16 protein-coding genes are annotated in these 17,280 nt (G+C 50.0%); 14 read left to right on the top strand and 2 right to left on the bottom strand.

The genetic code is table 11. The features are described 5' to 3' along the window. The first annotated feature begins 37 nt into the window (after window positions 1-37). Window positions 38-2,548, top strand: a complete 2,511-nt coding sequence (locus ABD028_RS11425; RefSeq protein WP_343844983.1) for a two-component system response regulator — start codon at window positions 38-40, stop codon at window positions 2,546-2,548. Window positions 2,549-2,635: 87 nt separating this feature from the next. Here the strand turns inward: ABD028_RS11425 and gorA are convergent, their stop codons facing one another. Next, on the bottom strand, window positions 2,636-3,985 hold the full coding sequence (gorA, locus tag ABD028_RS11420; RefSeq protein ID WP_343844981.1) for a glutathione-disulfide reductase: 1,350 nt from the start codon (window positions 3,983-3,985) through the stop codon (window positions 2,636-2,638). A 327-nt stretch (window positions 3,986-4,312) separates the two neighbouring features. On the opposite strand from gorA, the gene ABD028_RS11415 reads away from it, so the two are divergent. From ABD028_RS11415 to ubiB, 13 genes are all read left to right on the top strand, one after another. After that, a complete protein-coding gene (locus ABD028_RS11415) occupies window positions 4,313-4,483 on the top strand; it encodes a hypothetical protein (RefSeq protein ID WP_172449206.1) in 171 nt (56 codons plus the stop codon). A 123-nt stretch (window positions 4,484-4,606) separates the two neighbouring features. Next, the gene (locus tag ABD028_RS11410; protein ID WP_172449205.1) at window positions 4,607-4,780 is read left to right on the top strand and encodes a hypothetical protein; all 174 of its coding nucleotides are present in this window, start codon (window positions 4,607-4,609) and stop codon (window positions 4,778-4,780) included. A 52-nt stretch (window positions 4,781-4,832) separates the two neighbouring features. Then, window positions 4,833-5,843 carry an MvdC/MvdD family ATP grasp protein gene (locus ABD028_RS11405; protein ID WP_343844978.1) on the top strand — a complete coding sequence of 337 codons (1,011 nt, stop codon included), beginning with the start codon at window positions 4,833-4,835 and terminating at the stop codon, window positions 5,841-5,843. Further along, complete coding sequence (locus ABD028_RS11400) at window positions 5,831-6,721, top strand: SDH family Clp fold serine proteinase (protein WP_343844977.1); 891 nt, start codon at window positions 5,831-5,833, stop codon at window positions 6,719-6,721. Before ABD028_RS11405 ends, ABD028_RS11400 begins: the two co-directional genes overlap by 13 nt. Continuing rightward, window positions 6,714-7,244, top strand: coding sequence for a MauE/DoxX family redox-associated membrane protein (locus ABD028_RS11395; RefSeq protein ID WP_343844975.1), 531 nt, complete (start codon window positions 6,714-6,716; stop codon window positions 7,242-7,244). Before ABD028_RS11400 ends, ABD028_RS11395 begins: the two co-directional genes overlap by 8 nt. After that, window positions 7,244-7,807, top strand: a complete 564-nt coding sequence (locus ABD028_RS11390) for a hypothetical protein (RefSeq protein ID WP_343844973.1) — start codon at window positions 7,244-7,246, stop codon at window positions 7,805-7,807. The genes ABD028_RS11395 and ABD028_RS11390 overlap by 1 nt, the downstream gene beginning before the upstream one ends. Next, the gene (locus ABD028_RS11385; RefSeq protein WP_343844971.1) at window positions 7,804-9,555 is read left to right on the top strand and encodes an ABC transporter ATP-binding protein; all 1,752 of its coding nucleotides are present in this window, start codon (window positions 7,804-7,806) and stop codon (window positions 9,553-9,555) included. The genes ABD028_RS11390 and ABD028_RS11385 overlap by 4 nt, the downstream gene beginning before the upstream one ends. A gap of 503 nt (window positions 9,556-10,058) precedes the next feature. Next, window positions 10,059-10,499: an Hsp20/alpha crystallin family protein gene (locus ABD028_RS11380; protein ID WP_343844969.1), complete on the top strand. Its 441-nt coding sequence runs from the start codon at window positions 10,059-10,061 to the stop codon at window positions 10,497-10,499. 116 nt (window positions 10,500-10,615) lie between these two features. Next, on the top strand, window positions 10,616-12,640 hold the full coding sequence (gene prlC, locus ABD028_RS11375) for an oligopeptidase A (protein ID WP_343844967.1): 2,025 nt from the start codon (window positions 10,616-10,618) through the stop codon (window positions 12,638-12,640). A 150-nt stretch (window positions 12,641-12,790) separates the two neighbouring features. Then, entirely contained in the window at window positions 12,791-13,483 is a 693-nt protein-coding gene (locus ABD028_RS11370; RefSeq protein ID WP_343844965.1) for a DNA-3-methyladenine glycosylase I, read from the top strand. Between the two features lie 96 nt (window positions 13,484-13,579). Further along, window positions 13,580-14,338: a bifunctional demethylmenaquinone methyltransferase/2-methoxy-6-polyprenyl-1,4-benzoquinol methylase UbiE gene (gene ubiE, locus ABD028_RS11365; protein ID WP_102794864.1), complete on the top strand. Its 759-nt coding sequence runs from the start codon at window positions 13,580-13,582 to the stop codon at window positions 14,336-14,338. Further along, a complete protein-coding gene (locus ABD028_RS11360) occupies window positions 14,338-14,952 on the top strand; it encodes a ubiquinone biosynthesis accessory factor UbiJ (protein WP_343844963.1) in 615 nt (204 codons plus the stop codon). The genes ubiE and ABD028_RS11360 overlap by 1 nt, the downstream gene beginning before the upstream one ends. Continuing rightward, entirely contained in the window at window positions 14,952-16,577 is a 1,626-nt protein-coding gene (gene ubiB / locus ABD028_RS11355; protein WP_343844961.1) for a ubiquinone biosynthesis regulatory protein kinase UbiB, read from the top strand. Before ABD028_RS11360 ends, ubiB begins: the two co-directional genes overlap by 1 nt. A gap of 221 nt (window positions 16,578-16,798) precedes the next feature. On the opposite strand, the gene trmL is transcribed toward ubiB, so the two are convergent. Continuing rightward, window positions 16,799-17,263, bottom strand: a complete 465-nt coding sequence (gene trmL / locus ABD028_RS11350; RefSeq protein ID WP_343844960.1) for a tRNA (uridine(34)/cytosine(34)/5-carboxymethylaminomethyluridine(34)-2'-O)-methyltransferase TrmL — start codon at window positions 17,261-17,263, stop codon at window positions 16,799-16,801. Window positions 17,264-17,280: the final 17 nt, after the last annotated feature.

Raw genomic sequence — 17,280 nt, 5'->3', positions numbered from 1 at the left:
TAAAATGAATGATTTATGCGCATTTACAGCAGCATTGATGAAAATAGTCGATACTCAGGGAAAGTGCCAGTACGGAGACGGCTTAACTATGTTGTTCATCCCACAAAAGCAAGATCTGCCCATCATTCTAATCGTGGATGATGAAGCAATTAACCGAATCATTCTTTCTGAGGCTGTGCAGGATCTCGGTAAGCTTGTGGAAGCCGAAACCGGCGAGCAGGCTTTGGAGCTGGCAGATAAATTGCGCCCAAAGGTGGTGCTGCTGGATATTGATCTACCCGGCATTGACGGTTTTGAAGTCTGTAGGCGTTTAAAAACCAATCCAAGCACGTCAGAGTGCGCTGTTGTTTTTGTGACATCTCATAGTGAATCCAGCTACGAATACCATTCCCTTAGTCAGGGGGGGATTGATTTTATTGGTAAACCAATAGATTTGGGTCTGTGTCGCCTGCGCGTTAAAAATCAATTAATACTGCAACAGCGCACTGAAGCGTTACAAGTCGCCAAAGATGACCTACATGAACTGGTGACACAAGTACCGGTGTTCATCTCCTGTTGGTCCAAAAAGCTAGAAAACCTGTTTAGTAACGACTTCGGAGGTGACTGGTTTGGTATCAACGCCAAAGCAATGACTGACCAACCTATGCAGCATGTATTCCCAGCAAGTCTCTACAATCTGATTCAGGAAAAGATACAAGAAGGTCTCCCCCTGGGTACGTTCACCGTTTACATGCCAGAACGGCCTAATGACATTGAATATGCTCAGGTTTACTTAACCGCACGTCGGATGCAGGAAGAAGAAATTGGCTTTCTGTTGACATTGGTTGATGTCACAAGCGTCAGGCGAGCCAAGCATGATTTAATGCTGGAGAAAGAACGGTTAAAAGTCACTTTAAATTCCATTGGGGATGCCGTTATCGCGACGGATACAGATGGCCGTGTGACGTTTATGAACCCTATTGCAGAGAGAATGACTGGGATGCGCTCCAAAGAAGCCGAAGGTGAGCATATCGAGTCAGTCATGAACCTTTGTGACGCAGATTCTAAAAAGCCCGGGATAAACCCGATCATGCTGGCACTTCAGGAGAAAAGAATTGTTGCCATGGCGCTGAACAGTCAGCTTACCGCTAAATCTGGCGAGGTATACAGAGTTGAAGACTCAGCTGCGCCCATTCGTGATGATGAAGGTAATATTATTGGTGCCATTATTGTGTTTCACGATGTTAGTGAATCCATCGCGATGGCCGTTAAGATGAGTTACCTGGCCAACCATGACCAACTCACTGATTTACCCAATCGCATTTTATTGCATGACAGGCTTGGTCAGGCCTGTAAACAAGCCAATTCGATGGGCAGGCAAGTGGCCGTATTCCTAATCGACGTCGACCATTTTAAATACCTGAATGACTCGCTTGGCCATCATCATGGTGATTTGATCATCAAACAAGTTGCCAAGCGATTGGAATCGTTGGTTGATGCCAGTGCAACACTGGCGCGAATAGGCGGTGATGAATTTGTTTTAGTGGTACCAGGTATTCGAAATTCAGGGATTGTGGATAGTATTGCCACGGCCATTGTTAAGGAAATGGCTGATCCGTTTATTATCGAAGCGCAAGAATATCGATTGTCAGTCAGTGTCGGTATTAGCCTCAATCCAACCGATGCTGATGATGAAGAAAGCTTAATGCGTCATGCTGATGTGGCTATGTATCGTGCTAAGCAAGAAGGACGAAATCGTTATTGTTACTTCTCGGAAGAGCTAGAAGCAAAACTATTACAGCGCCATAACGTAGAGTTAATCCTCAGGGCTGCAATCTCTAACGATGCGCTTGAGGTACATTATCAGCCTCAGATCGAATTAAACTCTGGGCGAATTATTGGTGCTGAAGCACTTGTCAGACTGCGCGATGACAAAGGTGGCCTGATTTCGCCGATACATTTTATACCATTGGCCGAAGAGACTGGGTTGATTACTCAATTAGGCCTACAGGTGATGCGTAAGGCCTGCATGGCGGCGAGCAACTGGCAACAGCAAGGGTTCGACATCAGAGTGTCCGTCAACATTGCAGCAAAACAATTTGTCGAGTCCAGTTTGAGTGACGATGTCGCCAGGCTTTTGGAAGAGACAAAATTATCAGCCACACAACTCGAACTTGAAGTGACCGAGAGTGCCCTGATGGACAACTTTGAAGAAACGCAGAATATTTTAACCAACTTGGTGGAAATGGGTGTTTCGATTGCAATTGATGACTTTGGTACCGGCTACTCTAGCCTGTCTTACATGAAGGCATTTCCCATTAATGTGTTAAAAATTGACCAGTCTTTTGTTCGTGACATGCTTTTGGATAAGCAAAGTCTGGATATCGTGAAAACCATTGCTTATCTGGCATCGTCATTAGGTCTGACGCTGATTGGTGAAGGTATTGAAGAAGAACAACAAAAGTTGGCACTTATGGATTTAAATTGCGAGCTGGGGCAAGGCTACTTATTCAGCAAACCCTTGCCTCTCGAATCGTTTGATAAGTTACTTTTAGCAGGGCAAGTGTGAACAATTATGGAGTGTTTATGGGCAAACATCCGTGTTTACCCTGCCTGCCCTATGTAAAGTATTCAAAGCGCCGGTAATTGATTTGTTTTAGCGCATCGTCACGTATTCTTCGGCACTGGTGGGGTGAATGGCGACGCAGGCATCAAAATCGGCTTTGGTCGCGCCCATTTTTATGGCCACGGCAAATCCCTGCAGAATTTCATCCATGCCTAAACCTATACCGTGCAAACCTACCACTTTTTCCTCTGGGCCCGCGCAAATCAGTTTCATCCGGGTAATCTGCCGATGACGTGTGACCGCTGTATACATAGCGCCAAAACTGGAGTTGTAGACTTTGATGTTGTCTTGTCCATACTGCTCAGCCGCCTGGGGTTCTGTCAGACCGATGGTGCCGATGGTGGGGTGGCTGAATACCACAGTCGGCACCAGGTTATAATCCATATGGGCCTGGCTCTGGCCATTAAACAGCCGCTCTGACAGCAGGCGACCGGCCTTGACCGCCACAGGGGTCAGCTCAATTTGTCCGGTGTTGTCACCAAGCGCATAAATACCTGGGGTGCTGGTATTCTGGAATTTATCCACCTGAATGTAGCCATTGGCATCAGTGGCCACCCCAGCTTTGTCCAGATAGAGTTTATCAGTGGCTGGCTGACGGCCAATTGCCCAAATCAGGCAGTCCACCAGTAAACTCTGACCATTTTTAAAGGTGACATCCAATGCGCCATCGCCGCGCTTATCCACCCGCTGTACATCACTGTGGGTATGTAACTTAGGGCCATGCTGCGCCATCAGTTCTACCAAAGTATCGCTGAGCATAGGATCAAAACTGCGTAGTGGCTTTTCTTTACGTACCGCCAGATGAGTTTGGGTACCCAGGCTATGTAATACACCGGCCAGTTCAACGGCGATGTAACCGGCACCCACCACTAATGCTCGTTTGGGCTGCTGGCGCAGGGCAAAGAAACCATCCGAATCTATGCCATGTTCAGCACCCGGTACATCCGGCCAGCTAGGTCTGCCGCCAGTGGCAATCAGAATATGTTTGGCGCGATAGTGTTGGCCATTAACCTCAATGGTATTGCTATCCTCAAAACGGGCAAAACCCTGAATACGTTGGATGTTGTTGTTGCCCAGTACCCGATCATATGAACCGTGGATGCGCTCAATATAAGCCTCGCGACTGTCCACCAGGGTTTTCCAACTGAAATTGTTCAGGGTCAGATCAAAGCCATAATCCGGGGCGTAGAGCTTAATGGCCTCGGCCACCTGGGCACCAAACCACATGGCCTTTTTGGGCACACAGCCCACGTTTACACAAGTACCGCCAATTTTATTCGCTTCGACCAGGGCAACCCTGGCACCGTGGCTGGCAGCGCGGTTGGCCGAGGCGATACCGCCGCTGCCACCGCCTATACAGATATAGTCAAATTCTTGCATCTTGGGTGCTCACTTATTCTTGATACGGCGATTCTGCCAAACTTCATTGGCAATGTCAGAACATTAAGGGACCCGGCTATCAGTGTTTGTCTTTCTGCTTGGTAAATCTAATTGCGACGGGCCTAAAGAAGGCACAGCCACGATTGCAAATTGATACAGTTTCTTCCATGCCAGGCTGGTCAAAGGTTAGCGAACTTTTTTTTCACTAGTTTGATTAAATGCGTGGCGATATTGTTAACAAAATGTTGACTGATAGGGGGTGAGTGATATGTTGGATTTGAGCGATTTTTGCTCACAAAGAAATAGATATCATCAAGGAGAATTAAGATGAAGCAACAATCCCCTACCAAGCCTTTTGCCTTTCAACTGGCAGAAAAAACCAAATCCACCAATCAATGGAAAGTCCGTAAAAACGTTGCCGTAGCTGGTTGCTCGTTACCGGACTATCGTGCAGATCACCCCTGGACCGGTCGTCGTGATGCCGGTATGTGGTGCTAACCCCCTTAGATCTGTCAAAGACTAAGGTAACAACTGTTCCAGACTATTTTCGCCCAGGTGTGTAAGGCCTGTTTGGCTTGTCGGACGATTGTGTCTGGAAATTTTTATTTCAAGGAGATAGACATGAATAAACAATCAGATAATAAAATTTTTGCCTTTAAAGTTGCTTCACAATCTGCGCCTGCCAAGCAGTCCTGGCAAGTCAGAAGCAAAGTATCAACTGCAGGTTGTTCAGGCCGCTTTACTCGTGCTGACAATATCTACACTGGTGCCCGTGATGCGGGCATTTATTGCTAGGTAGGCCTTCAACCCTGTCCCGGTCTAGGACCGGGACTTTCTAAGTTATACTATGCAAAAAAAAATCCTGATTATTACCAACAGCCATGATTTGCATGCAGATCTGTTGGACAGCAAATTACAGCGCAAAGGTCATCAGCCTTTCAGGGTGAATCTGGATCATTTCCCCTGCGATTACCATATTCAACACACTTTCAGTCACGGACAAGTCCGGGGTAAGCTCACCCACCTGCCTTCTTTAGCTAGCCTGAAACTGGAGGAGGTGGCAGCAGTGTGGCTGCGTAAGCCAGCCGATTACCGCTATTTCAGCGATGATTTGAGCGCTCAGGAACGTGCCTTTGCCAAACTGGAAACCGATCAAGCCATGTTTGGCTGGCTTTATTGCCTGGACTGTTACTGGATAAGTCATCCCCTGAGTTTACGTGGGGCAATGTGGAAAACCGAGCAACTTAATCGTGCCCAAGCCCTTGGTTTCTGTATTCCTGACTCGCTAGTGACAAATTACCCGGATGACGTGAAAAGCTTTGCTGACCAGCTCCACAGCCCAATGATATTCAAAACCCTGTCCTCGCCAGATCTAGGCGCAGATCAGGTCAATGACAGCGACGTGCACACGCCAGGCGGGCTTGCCACTACGTTGGTGAGTGAAGAAATGCTAAGTGCTCTGGATGCGGTGCGCGAAGTGCCTTGCCATTTTCAGCGTTACATTGATAAAGAGTATGAGCTCCGGGTCACCATTATTGGCCAACATGTCTTTGCCGCGAAAATCCATTCACAGGATGATGAAAGAACGAAGGTAGACAGCCGGGATATGTCGGCAGAAATCTTATATGAAGCCACCCAGTTGCCTGCGGATGTTGAGAAACGTTGCCTGGCCCTGGTAAAAAGCTATGGCCTGAACTTTAGTGCGCTGGATATCGTTGTAACTCGGCAGGGGGAATATGTTTTTCTTGAGAACAACCCCAACGGCCAGTTTCTCTATGTAGAACAGTTAATCCCTGAATTTACCATGCTGGATTGTCTGGCTGACACTCTGATACAGGAAGTAAAATGTCGCAGTTAGAAACGACGTCGTTTTTCTCGTTAGTTCGTGCTGTTGAAGAACAGCGAAACAGCAAAGTCCTGGTGCTGGCTGCCTCCCATCTGGAAATGGAATTGTTACCCCAGTTGTACGACCAACTGCAAAGCATGGGCCCATGCGAGCGTTTGGACGTATTAGTTCATGCCCGTGGGGGCGAAGTGAATGCAACCCGGCGTATTGCCTTATTGTTGCGTCAGCACTGCGATAAGCTGGGTTTTATCGTGCCTTATGTGTGTCAATCTGCCGCGACCTTGCTATGCCTTGTTGGCGATGAAATTCTTGCTGGTCCGTTAGCCATGTTTTCCCCTATTGACCCTCACTTGCATGGTGGCACAGAAACGGAACAAGATGTTGCCATGTCCAGTGAAGACGTTCGTTTGTTTGGCGCAATGTGTCAGGAGTGGTTTGGTGTTGAAGCCGAACAGGCCCGGCAAGAATCCTTGCAACTGCTTTGTCAGAGCATTTTCCCGCCCAGTCTTACTGCTTTCTATCGTACGACCCTTGAAATCAAACAAATAGCCATGGAATTGCTTGCCTATCAATTACCCCATTTAGAGGATGCAACACGCGCTCAACTGATTGAAGAATTGGTTAGTGGCTATCATTCACATGGCTATGCCCTGAGTGGTCAGGAAATGCAGAGAATGGGGCTGAACTGTGTAACCCATCAGGATGTACAAGCCTTAGCCTGGCAGGTTTCTCGTCAATTACAGGCAACCGTAGGAGGCGCGCAACGCAATTCTGCGGATGAGCCATGGTGTGATGCCCTATTGGCCAGCAATAAAAGTGTACTGGTTCGTCAGCGCAACCACGCCATGTTAGCAGGATGTTGGCACAGTCTGGTGGATTGTCATGATTGACGCTGTATATATTAGTGAGCTGATCCGCTGCATGATTGGATTGCTGTTTTTACAGGCAGCCTGGAGTAAAAGCCGGGATATGTCAGCCTTTCGTGGCAATCTGCACGAAACCTTTGCTGTACCTGTGCCGTTGGCCAACTGGTTGGGACCCGCGCTGGCGTTAATTGAGGGGGCGGTGGCGATAACGATGCTCAGCAATTGGTTGGGGTACTGGAGTATGCTGTGTGCATCGCTGATGCTCACATTTTTTACCCTAAGACTAGCCTGGCCATACCTGCAGGGAGACCTGATCCGTTGTCATTGTTTTGGTTCGTCACAAAGACCCGTTTCTGCCTTCGATTTGCTAAGAAATCTGTTGCTGATTGGCCTGACAGTCACTTACTTACTCAATCCTGTTCCACCGTCTTTGCCACTTTCCGAACTCCTTCTTCTGGCAGCCCTGGCATTGGCATTGAACCCGTTGTTAATGCATTTTCATGAGTTAATGGAGATATTAAGGGATACGACAGGAGTCAAACATTAATGGATCAATCGTTACTTTATCTTTGCCTGTTGCTGTTGGCATTGGGATTAGCACTCAATCTGAAACTGACATTCTATTTGTATTATCGTATCCATAATCCTCCGCCTCCTGTTGCGTTGACGCAAGTGCCACCAGGAGAGCGGCTGGTGCTGCCAAAAGCCAGGCAATGGCTGAGTGGTTGCAAAGTAGAGCTTGAGGCAGATCAGCAGGCCAGGGTTTTACTTTTTTTATCCAGTCGTTGTGACAAATGCAGAGAGAAGTTACCACAGCTGTCAACTTTGCCACCATTGGCCGAACAGGCCGGTGTCAGGCTCTGGCTGCTCAGCACCGAGCCGGACAAGCGTTTGCGGCGTTTTTTAACTGACAGTCCGTTGATTGATCACCTGTTAAAACTGGACAAGAAAGCTTATCAATCTTTGAATCCCTCCTGGTCCAGTCCCTTTTATCTGTTTATTGATCATGCCGGATATCTGCAGGCGGCGGGTACCATTGGCGATGAAGACTGGCAGTCCTTTATGCAGCAAATGGATGAGGTCAGCAGAGAAATGGAGGTCGCGTCTTGAGCAACTCGCACTTAAAACGCCTGTTTTTGTTAAAAGGCCTGGCGTCCAGACTGGCTCTTGGCTTGGTTGCAATGCTGACTACCATTGCCATCCAGCTTTATTATCCCAAAGCGTTATCGCACTTTATTGACAACATTGATGCGGCAATGGCGAGCGGCTGGCTGTCAGACTATGCGGTTGTGATGCTTGTGTTGTTGACCTTACAAGCGGGTGCCGCTGCGTTACGATACTATTTGTTTGAGTCTGCCGGTTTACTCGTTGTGGCTAAAGTGCGTACTTTGCTGCACCAGTCTCTGCTCTGCCAGCCTATCGCCTTTTTTGATCAGCATAATGTCGGTGAGATGACCAACAGATTGAATGCTGATACGGAAGTTTTGCATGACACCCTGACCATGGGACTGGCCATTTCACTGCGCTCCCTATGCATCTGTATTGGTGGCTTGATTATGCTGCTGAGCATTTCACCGATGCTATGTTTGGGATTATTGTTTTTTATTCCAACCAGCATGTTTCTGGGGCGGTGGCTGGGCCAGCGCATTCGCCTTCGATCTCAGGCCATACAAGACTGTCAGGCTGATTGTGGCAGAGTGGCCCATGAGAACTTTGCCAACGCCCGGCTGGTACATGCGTTTAACCAGTGGCCGCTGGCACAGCAGCATTATCAGCAGGCAACAGACAAAGCGTTGCAAACATCTTTGTCATGCACAGGTTTCCTTGCAATGTTTAATGGCCTGGCATCTTTTCTGATGTTTATGGCACTGCTGTTTACATTGTGGCTTGGCGGCAGCCTTATTAGCCAGGGAATGTTGACGGTGGGAGAACTTACCAGCTTTGTTATCTATGCCGCCATGGTCGCTTCTTCTGCAGAAGCGGTAAGTGGTTTCTGGAGCGATTGGATGCGAACGCTGGGGGCAACCGACAGAATTTTCAGCATTATTGATGACAGTTCTGTGCCCGCTAAAGTTAGCCAGACCCCGTTGTGTTTACAGGGGCATATTGTTATTGAACACCTGAGCTTCAGTTACCCACAACGCCCGCAAAACCTGGCGTTAAGTAATTTTAATCTGACTATTCAACCGGGCGAGAAAATTGCCCTGGTGGGACCATCCGGTGCGGGCAAGTCCACCCTGGCAAATTTGTTGCTGGGATTTTACCAACCAAATAGTGGCCGGATTTTGCTGGATGGGCAGCCACTTACTGCGCTGAATCTTGCAGATGTGCGCAGTCAAATGGCGATAGTAGAACAGGAGCCCTCCCTGTTCTGGGGCAGTCTGTACGATAATATTGCGTTTGCGGTACCTGGTGGTCGGCCCAGTCAGGCGGAGGTTGAAGCGGCAGCCAGGCAAGCCAATGCCCATGACTTTATTCTCAACTTCCCGGATGGTTACCACACCATGGTGGGAGACCGGGGAGTGCAACTTTCCGGCGGTCAAAAACAGCGCATCGCTATTGCCCGTGCGCTTCTGCGTAATCCCCGGATCCTGATTCTGGATGAAGCCACCAGCGCCCTGGATGGTGAAAGCGAGAATCTGGTGCAAGATGCGCTTGAGCGACTGATGGCAGAACGCACCACAATTATGATTGCTCATCGTTTTTCCACCATTGCCAAAGCAGATAAAGTGGTGGTGGTTGACCAAGGTACTTTGCTTGAATTTGGCAGCCATCAGGAACTGCGCCGTACATCCTCTTTTTACCAGCGTTTATTGCAAAACCAGCATAGCGAGCGACAGGTTTCTCTATGCTCATGAGTACCCAGGGCAGCACTGTCAGATAGTGGGGCCGATAAGGTGGCAAGCGCGCTTCGATAGTTTCATGCCAAAACCCTTACGATTCCGCCTTTGGCGTACAGCAAGCTCACAGAAGTCACCTTTAGTTTGATTTAGAACAAATTTTGTACACTTTGGTGTTGAAGGCCCATCAATCCATCCCTATTTTTATCTGGCATTCACCCACAAACGGAGGTCATCATGAGTATTTTTCCTCAGAGCGTGTTGACCTTCTGAATATGAATTTTGTTCAAATCCAGCCCCTTCTGGTCACGACGCCGGGCTGCAGGCCTAGTGGGCCTAAGTCAAAGCCCGGCAACACCGAGCAGGAGGGGCTGGGTTGAACCCTTCGGGCAGCGCTTGTGGGCCCTTTCTACGGCGTTATCGTTCACTTATGTAGAATAACTACACTACGTTTCGCTCTGCCTTGTACAAAGGGCCCACAAACTGCTGCAAAATCAAATTCAGAAGGTCAAAACGCTCTAGTGTTCGGCCACCAAAAACCCGAGGCCGTAACATCTTTACGCAGTCGCCTGGACAATGTCTTCGACGACTTTTTTAAAGACTGGCCCGAGGCTGGCGCGGCCAAGTGGTTGCGACCGGCTGTTGATGTCGCAGAAACCAAAGAAGGATTGGAAATCAAAGTGGATCTTCCGGATATGAACCGGGAAGACATTCAACTTGAACTGCACGGTGATCAACTGCTGATTCAGGGCCAGAGAGAGTTTAAAAAAGAACAGAAGGAAGACAAAGGTTATCACCTGATGGAGCGCAGTTACGGTTCCTTCCGGCGTGTGATCCCGTTGCCTTTTAGTTTAAGTGACAACAGTGATGTTAAAGCCAGCTATGAAAAAGGCGTGCTGACCGTGATGCTGCCAAAGCCGGTAGGTGAGCAGGTCAATAGCAAGCGCATCGAAATCAAATAGCCCCGCGGGGTAAGCTGCAAAGCAGGCGCCGATGGCGCCTGTTTTTTTCTCGCGGCACTTGAGATCCGTGCGCCGGGCCCAATCTTGTCTGTATCTTTGCAGACAGGATTTACTATATGAGCGCAGCCCTTCTTCCGCAGTTTTCTGCCATCCAGCCAAAAGACATTCAGCCGCAGGTTGAACAGGCCATTGCCCATTGCAAAGCCGAAATTGAACGTCTGGTTAAGCAGGACCATTTCAACTGGGACAATCTTATCGCCCCACTGGATGAAGCCGATGACAGGCTCAGCCGCTTCTGGTCGCCGGTTTCTCATATGAATTCTGTGGTCAGTAATGACGAATTGCGCGAAGCTCATGATGCCTGTCTGCCATTGTTATCCGATTACGGTACCTGGGTCGGCCAGCATGAGGGCCTATACCGGGCCTACAAGGCCATTCGTGAAGGCGCTGAGTATCCCAAACTGACAGAAGCGCAGCGCAAAGTAATAGATAACGCCCTGCGGGATTTCGAACTATCCGGTATTGCCCTGGCGGATGATAAGAAAAAGCGCTTTGCTGAGATTCAAAGCCGTTTGTCAGACTTATCCAGCAAGTTCAGCAACAACCTGATGGACGCCACTCTGGGCTGGACCAAACATATTGAGGAGCAGCAAGAACTGGCCGGTTTACCCGAGTCCGCTCTGGAAGCCGCCGCCCAGGCTGCCCGGCAAAAAGACTTACAGGGCTGGTTATTTACCCTGGATATTCCCAGCTATTTACCGGTAATGATGTATGCCGACAATCGCGCGTTACGCGAAGAAATGTATGTAGCCTACAGTACCCGCGCTTCGGATCAGGGCCCCAATGCGGGTAAATGGGACAATAGCGCGATTATGGAAGAAACTCTGGCGCTACGTCAGGAACTGGCGCAGCTACTAGGTTTTGACACTTATGCCCAGCGTTCACTGGCCACCAAGATGGCGGAGTCCACCGAGCAGGTGATTGGCTTTTTAGACGATCTGGCCACACGTTCCAAACCCCAGGCTCAGGCCGACTTGGCCGAATTACGTGAGTTTGCTAAAGACGCATACGGGGTCGATCATCTGCAAGCCTGGGACCTGGCCTATTACAGCGAAAAGCTCAAAGAAGACAGATACGCGATTTCTGATGAACAGTTGCGCCCTTACTTCCCCGAACACAAAGTGGTCAGCGGTTTATTTGAGGTGGTTAAACGTTTGTACGGTCTGCGCATAGAGTCGCGTGATGGGGTGGATGTCTGGCATAAAGATGTACGTTTCTTCGATATCTTCGACAAGAACAACGAACTGCGTGGCAGCTTCTATCTGGATCTGTATGCCCGCGCCCACAAACGCGGTGGTGCCTGGATGGACGTCTGTCTGGACAGACGTTTGCTGGATGGCGGCGAAGTGCAAAATCCGGTGGCCTACCTGACTTGTAACTTCAACGGCCCGGTTGGCGATAAACCCGCTCTGTTTACCCATGACGAAGTGGTGACCTTATTCCACGAATTCGGCCATGGTATTCACCATATGCTGACCAAAGTGGCGGCCAGCGGCGTTGCCGGTATCAACGGCGTGCCCTGGGATGCGGTGGAACTGCCCAGCCAATTTCTGGAAAACTGGTGCTGGGAAGAACAAGCCCTGAGCTTCATTTCCGGCCATTACCAAACCGGTGAGCCGCTACCCAAGGCATTGCTGGATAAGATGCTGGCGGCCCGCAACTTCCAGTCCGCCATGCAGATGGTCAGACAACTGGAATTCAGTCTGTTCGACTTCCATTTGCATCAGGATTATCGGGCTGGTCAATCCGGTCAGGTACAGCAAGTGCTGGATAAAGTGCGCCAGCAGGTGTCGGTGGTGATCCCGCCCAGCTTTAATCGCTTCCAACATAGTTTTGGGCATATCTTTGCTGGCGGCTATGCGGCAGGTTACTACAGCTACAAGTGGGCCGAAGTATTGTCAGCCGATGCCTTCTCGCGTTTTGAAGAAGAAGGTATTTTTAACCCGCGCACCGGCGAAGACTTCCTTACCCATATTCTGGAAATGGGCGGTAGCAAGGAGCCGATGGAACTGTTTGTGGCGTTCCGTGGCAGGGCGCCGCAGGTGGATGCTTTGCTGCGCCATAGCGGTATTGGTGGTTAACAAGTCTCAAGCAGTCAGACGTCAGACAATGTATGTTGTCTGCCAAATTAAAAAATGCTGTAGCAGACTTATTGCCGTGTCCTTTGCTGGCTATTCTACTTTGTGGCTTAGCCAGAATGCGGCAATCAACTAACACAACAGGCAGTCCTGATGGAATATGAAACTTTCGAGGCGCTTTATCAGCGTGCTTGCGAGCGCAAAGGCGGTGAGCAAGCCCTTGAGGCTATGCTGGGTAAACCTAAGTCTGCTGACGAACTTAAGGCAATTGGCGATGATCGCTTCTTAGCCGAGTTCAGCAAAAAGATCTTTCAGTCCGGTTTTGTCTGGCGGGTGGTGGAACAGAAGTGGCCAGCCTTTGAGGAATGCTTCTTTGGTTTTGATATCGACAAAGTGCTGCTGATGCCAGATGAAATGTTGGAACGCAAAGCTGCCAACCCCGACATTATTCGTAACTTCAATAAAGTGAAAACCATCCGGGATAATGCCCTGATGATAGATACCGTGCGCAAGCAACACGGCAGCTTCGGTCATTTTATTGCCGACTGGCCGGGCAATAACATTATCGGTTTATGGGAATACCTAAAAAAGCATGGTGCCCGTTTGGGTGGCAATACCGGCCCTTATGCCCTGCGCTTTGTGGGGAAAGACACCTTCCTGCTGAGCCAGGACGTGGAAAGCTATCTGCGTGCCTATAACCTTATTGAAGGCGGTCTCACCAGCAAGCGTAACTTGCAAGCCATCCAACAGTATTTCAACCAACTGGCGGCACAAAGTGGTCGTTCATTGCAGGAACTCAGCCGCATTATTGCCTTTAGCGTTGGCGACAACATTACCCAGCAATAACGTCGCTAAATGCCATGCCTGGGGCGGGGGATTCTGGTATTCTTGGCCCATTCGAGTACACTGGCGCGGCAATTTGCCCAGCCCACAGGACAGCGCATGAATCAGCAACCCGAATCCAATCAAACCCACTTCGGTTATAAGACGGTAGACAAGGACAGTAAGGCCTCTATGGTGGCGGGCGTGTTCCATTCGGTGGCGGCCAAATACGATCTGATGAATGATCTGCTGTCCATGGGTATTCACCGTATCTGGAAGCGCTTCACCATTGATTGCAGTGGCGTTCGCGCTGGTCACAGGGTGCTGGATTTGGCCGGTGGTACCGGCGACCTGGCGGCGAAGTTTTCCCGTCTGGTGGGGGAAAAAGGCCAGGTGGTGTTGGCCGATATCAACGATTCTATGCTTAAAGTGGGCCGCGACAAGCTGCGGGATAAAGGCATTGTTGGCAATGTAGAGTATGTGCAGGCCAATGCAGAATGCCTGCCCTTTCCCGACAATCATTTTGACCTGATTACCATTGCTTTTGGCCTGCGCAATGTGACCGACAAAGATAAAGCCCTGGCGTCTATGTTCCGCGTATTAAAGCCGGGCGGGCGTTTGCTGGTGCTGGAATTTTCCAAGCCAGAGATTGAAGCACTCAGTAAAGCCTATGATCTGTACTCCTTCCACGTGTTACCAAAAGTGGGGCAACTGGTGGTGGGTGATGCCGAAAGTTATCAGTATCTGGCAGAGTCTATCCGCATGCACCCGGATCAGGACACCCTGAAAGGCATGATGGAGACAGTGGGCTTTGAGCAGGTGACATACCATAACCTGACCGGTGGCATTGTTGCCCTGCACCGCGGATTTAAATTCTGATGCCAGTGCCGCAATTACTGGCCGGTGCCCTGGAGCTGGCCCTGAACAAGGTGCTGTCACTGGATAACGCCAGTCAGCAGCGTTTAGCACCGCTGTGTGGTAAGCGTATGCGCGTAAAACTCAAAGAACTGCCCTGGCCACTGACCTTTGTGTTTTCTTCGCAAATTGACTTGCTGATGGACGACGAGCAGCCGGTGGATTGTGCCATGGAGCTGTCATTAACCCATCTGCAGGAAATGCAGGACCCGGCCAACATCAGTGCCTTGATTCAGGATAAAAAACTCAGCCTCAATGGTGATATGCATACGGCACAAAGCTTCGCCGCCCTGCTCAAAGAACTGGATATTGACTGGGAAGAGCAGTTATCACGTTATACCGGTGACGTCTTTGCGCATCAATCGGTACGACTGGCCAAAAGTCTGCATCAACGAGCCAAAGGTCATTTGCAGCAATTAGGGCAAATCATTAAAGACGGTGCATTGCATGAGAAACAACTGGCTGCGCACCCGTTGGCGGTTGAAGATTTCAGTCGTGATGTTAACAAACTGCGTGCCGATACCGCCCGACTCGAAGCCAGGCTCAGTCAGTTGGAACAATTAAAGGCCAGCCGATAGTGCGTTTGACCCGTCTTTACACTATTCAGAAAACTTTATTGCAACACGGCCTGGATGAACTGATTCCGGCTAAGTGGCTGCCTTGGTACGCCCGTGTGGCCAGAAGCAGCGCCTTCTGGTTGAGCAATAAGTACCCGGATAGAAACTGTGGCGAACGTATTCGTCTGGCCTTGCAATCCTTAGGGCCGGTGTTTATTAAGTTTGGTCAGATGCTGTCGACCCGCCGCGATTTACTGCCGCCGGATATCGCCGACGAGTTGACCTTGTTACAAGATAAGGTGCCGCCCTTCGATAGCGAACAGGCCCAGCATACCATCCGCAAGGCTTTGGGGCTGAACAGCCTGGATGAATTGTTCGACCAATTTGATGCCAAGCCGCTGGCCTCGGCGTCTATTGCTCAGGTGCATACCGCCCTGCTCAAACCCCATGGTGAAAGGGTAGTGGTCAAGGTGATCCGCCCGGATATTGAAGATACCATTCAGGCCGATATCGAACTGATGCACACCCTGGCCCTGGCGGTGCAAAAGTGGCTGCCCGACGGCAAGCGGCTGCGCCCGGTGGAAGTGGTCAGGGAATATGAACGCACTATTCTGGATGAACTTGACCTGCTGCTGGAGGCATCCAACGGGATTCAATTAAGGCGTAACTTCGAAGATTCTGACTCTTTATACATTCCACATATTTATAGTGACTACTGTCGTAAAAATGTGATGGTGATGGAGCGTATTCAGGGCATACCAGTGGCTGATGTAGATGCACTGATGGCCCAGGGCACCAATATGCAAAAATTGGCGGAACGGGGGGTTGAGGTGTTTTTTACCCAGGTGTTCCGGGACAGTTTTTTCCATGCCGACATGCACCCGGGCAATATTTTTGTCAGTACCGAAAATCCCCATGATCCCAAATATATCGGTATCGACTTTGGCATAGTCGGTACCCTGAACCGCGAAGATAAACGCTACCTGGCCGAGAATTTTGTGGCCTTCTTCAATCGCGACTACCGCAAAGTGGCCGAGTTGCATGTGGATTCAGGCTGGGTACCGGCTGACACCAATATTGATGAGTTTGAAGTGGCGGTTCGCACCGTATGCGAGCCTATCTTCCAGAAGCCATTGGCGGAGATAAGTTTCGGTATCGTGTTGTTGCAGCTGTTTAATACCGCGCGGCGCTTTAACATGCAGGTACAACCGCAGTTGGTGCTGTTACAAAAAACCTTGCTGTATATCGAAGGCCTGGGCCGCCAGCTATATCCGCAACTGGATTTGTGGAAAACCGCCAAGCCCTTTCTGGAGAACTGGATGAAAGAGCAGATTGGCTTGAAAGCCATGCTTGGCAAAGTGAAGGCCAACCTGCCTTACTGGTCGGAAAAAATGCCCGAAGTACCGGATTTGTTGTTCGATGCCCTTAAGCAGGTGAAACAATTACCGCAGCAACAACAACAATGGCTGGAGGCGTTACAACAGCAACAGCATCTGCAGCACCGCAGCCGTCGTTATCAGACCCTGGGGGCAACTTTGGTGGTGGTGGCGGTGTTATTGCCCTTGTATCCCATCAGCCACGCTTATGCCGCTGCTGTCGGCGTGGCAGGTGGTTTGTGCTGGTTGCGTTCCTGGCTAATCCGCTAGAGCGGAATTAAGTGGTCAGTAATCAGTCGGCAGAGCAGGGGCGACTTGAACTGCCAACTGTATAGCAACCGCGGATTTTGAAGCTATTGTTGTTGGGCTTAAGCCCAACCCACAGTGGGTCGAAATTGATTCCGACAGCAAAGTCCAGATAAACACAAAGAGTCAGAGTTGATTTCGACAGCAAACCCAGTCTAAACGCCGTGGGTCGGACTTGAGTCCGACTAAACCGCCCCTTCAAAGCCCAATTGCCGCCAGGCTTCAAACACCATTACAGCCACCGCGTTGGACAGGTTCATACTGCGGCTTTGGGCACGCATAGGTATTCGCAATCGCTGCGCCTCGGGCAGTGATTCAATCACGGACATAGGCAGCCCACGGCTTTCCGGCCCAAACAGCAGGGCATCGCCCGGGCGAAATCCTGCTTCTGTATAGTTAGCTTTGCCTTTGGTTGTGCAGGCGAACAATCTGGCGGGCTTTACCGTCGCCAGACAGTCTTCCAGACTGTCATAGCGCCCAACCGCAGCAAATTCATGATAATCCAGGCCAGCCCGTCGCAGGCGTTTATCGTCCCAGGCAAAACCCAGTGGGCCGATAAGGTGCAAGCGAAAACCGGTATTGGCACACAAGCGGATAATGTTGCCGGTATTGGGGGGGATTTCAGGTTCGTAAAGCAGAATATCCAGCATAGGCACGAGCTGCAGTC

Source organism: Bowmanella denitrificans (assembly GCF_039522935.1).
Lineage (GTDB): Bacteria > Pseudomonadota > Gammaproteobacteria > Enterobacterales > Alteromonadaceae > Bowmanella > Bowmanella denitrificans.
This window is presented reverse-complemented; position numbering and strand designations above follow the sequence as displayed.

Bases quoted from the DNA above. Each gene is read 5' to 3' on its own strand.
- ABD028_RS11425 (WP_343844983.1), top strand. From the start codon at position 38: ATGAAAATAGTCGATACTCAGGGAAAGTGCCAGTACGGAGACGGCTTA.
- gorA (WP_343844981.1), bottom strand. From the start codon at position 3,985: ATGCAAGAATTTGACTATATCTGTATAGGCGGTGGCAGCGGCGGTATC.
- ABD028_RS11415 (WP_172449206.1), top strand. From the start codon at position 4,313: ATGAAGCAACAATCCCCTACCAAGCCTTTTGCCTTTCAACTGGCAGAA.
- ABD028_RS11410 (WP_172449205.1), top strand. From the start codon at position 4,607: ATGAATAAACAATCAGATAATAAAATTTTTGCCTTTAAAGTTGCTTCA.
- ABD028_RS11405 (WP_343844978.1), top strand. From the start codon at position 4,833: ATGCAAAAAAAAATCCTGATTATTACCAACAGCCATGATTTGCATGCA.
- ABD028_RS11400 (WP_343844977.1), top strand. From the start codon at position 5,831: ATGTCGCAGTTAGAAACGACGTCGTTTTTCTCGTTAGTTCGTGCTGTT.
- ABD028_RS11395 (WP_343844975.1), top strand. From the start codon at position 6,714: ATGATTGACGCTGTATATATTAGTGAGCTGATCCGCTGCATGATTGGA.
- ABD028_RS11390 (WP_343844973.1), top strand. From the start codon at position 7,244: ATGGATCAATCGTTACTTTATCTTTGCCTGTTGCTGTTGGCATTGGGA.
- prlC (WP_343844967.1), top strand. From the start codon at position 10,616: ATGAGCGCAGCCCTTCTTCCGCAGTTTTCTGCCATCCAGCCAAAAGAC.
- ABD028_RS11370 (WP_343844965.1), top strand. From the start codon at position 12,791: ATGGAATATGAAACTTTCGAGGCGCTTTATCAGCGTGCTTGCGAGCGC.
- ubiE (WP_102794864.1), top strand. From the start codon at position 13,580: ATGAATCAGCAACCCGAATCCAATCAAACCCACTTCGGTTATAAGACG.
- ABD028_RS11360 (WP_343844963.1), top strand. From the start codon at position 14,338: ATGCCAGTGCCGCAATTACTGGCCGGTGCCCTGGAGCTGGCCCTGAAC.
- trmL (WP_343844960.1), bottom strand. From the start codon at position 17,263: ATGCTGGATATTCTGCTTTACGAACCTGAAATCCCCCCCAATACCGGC.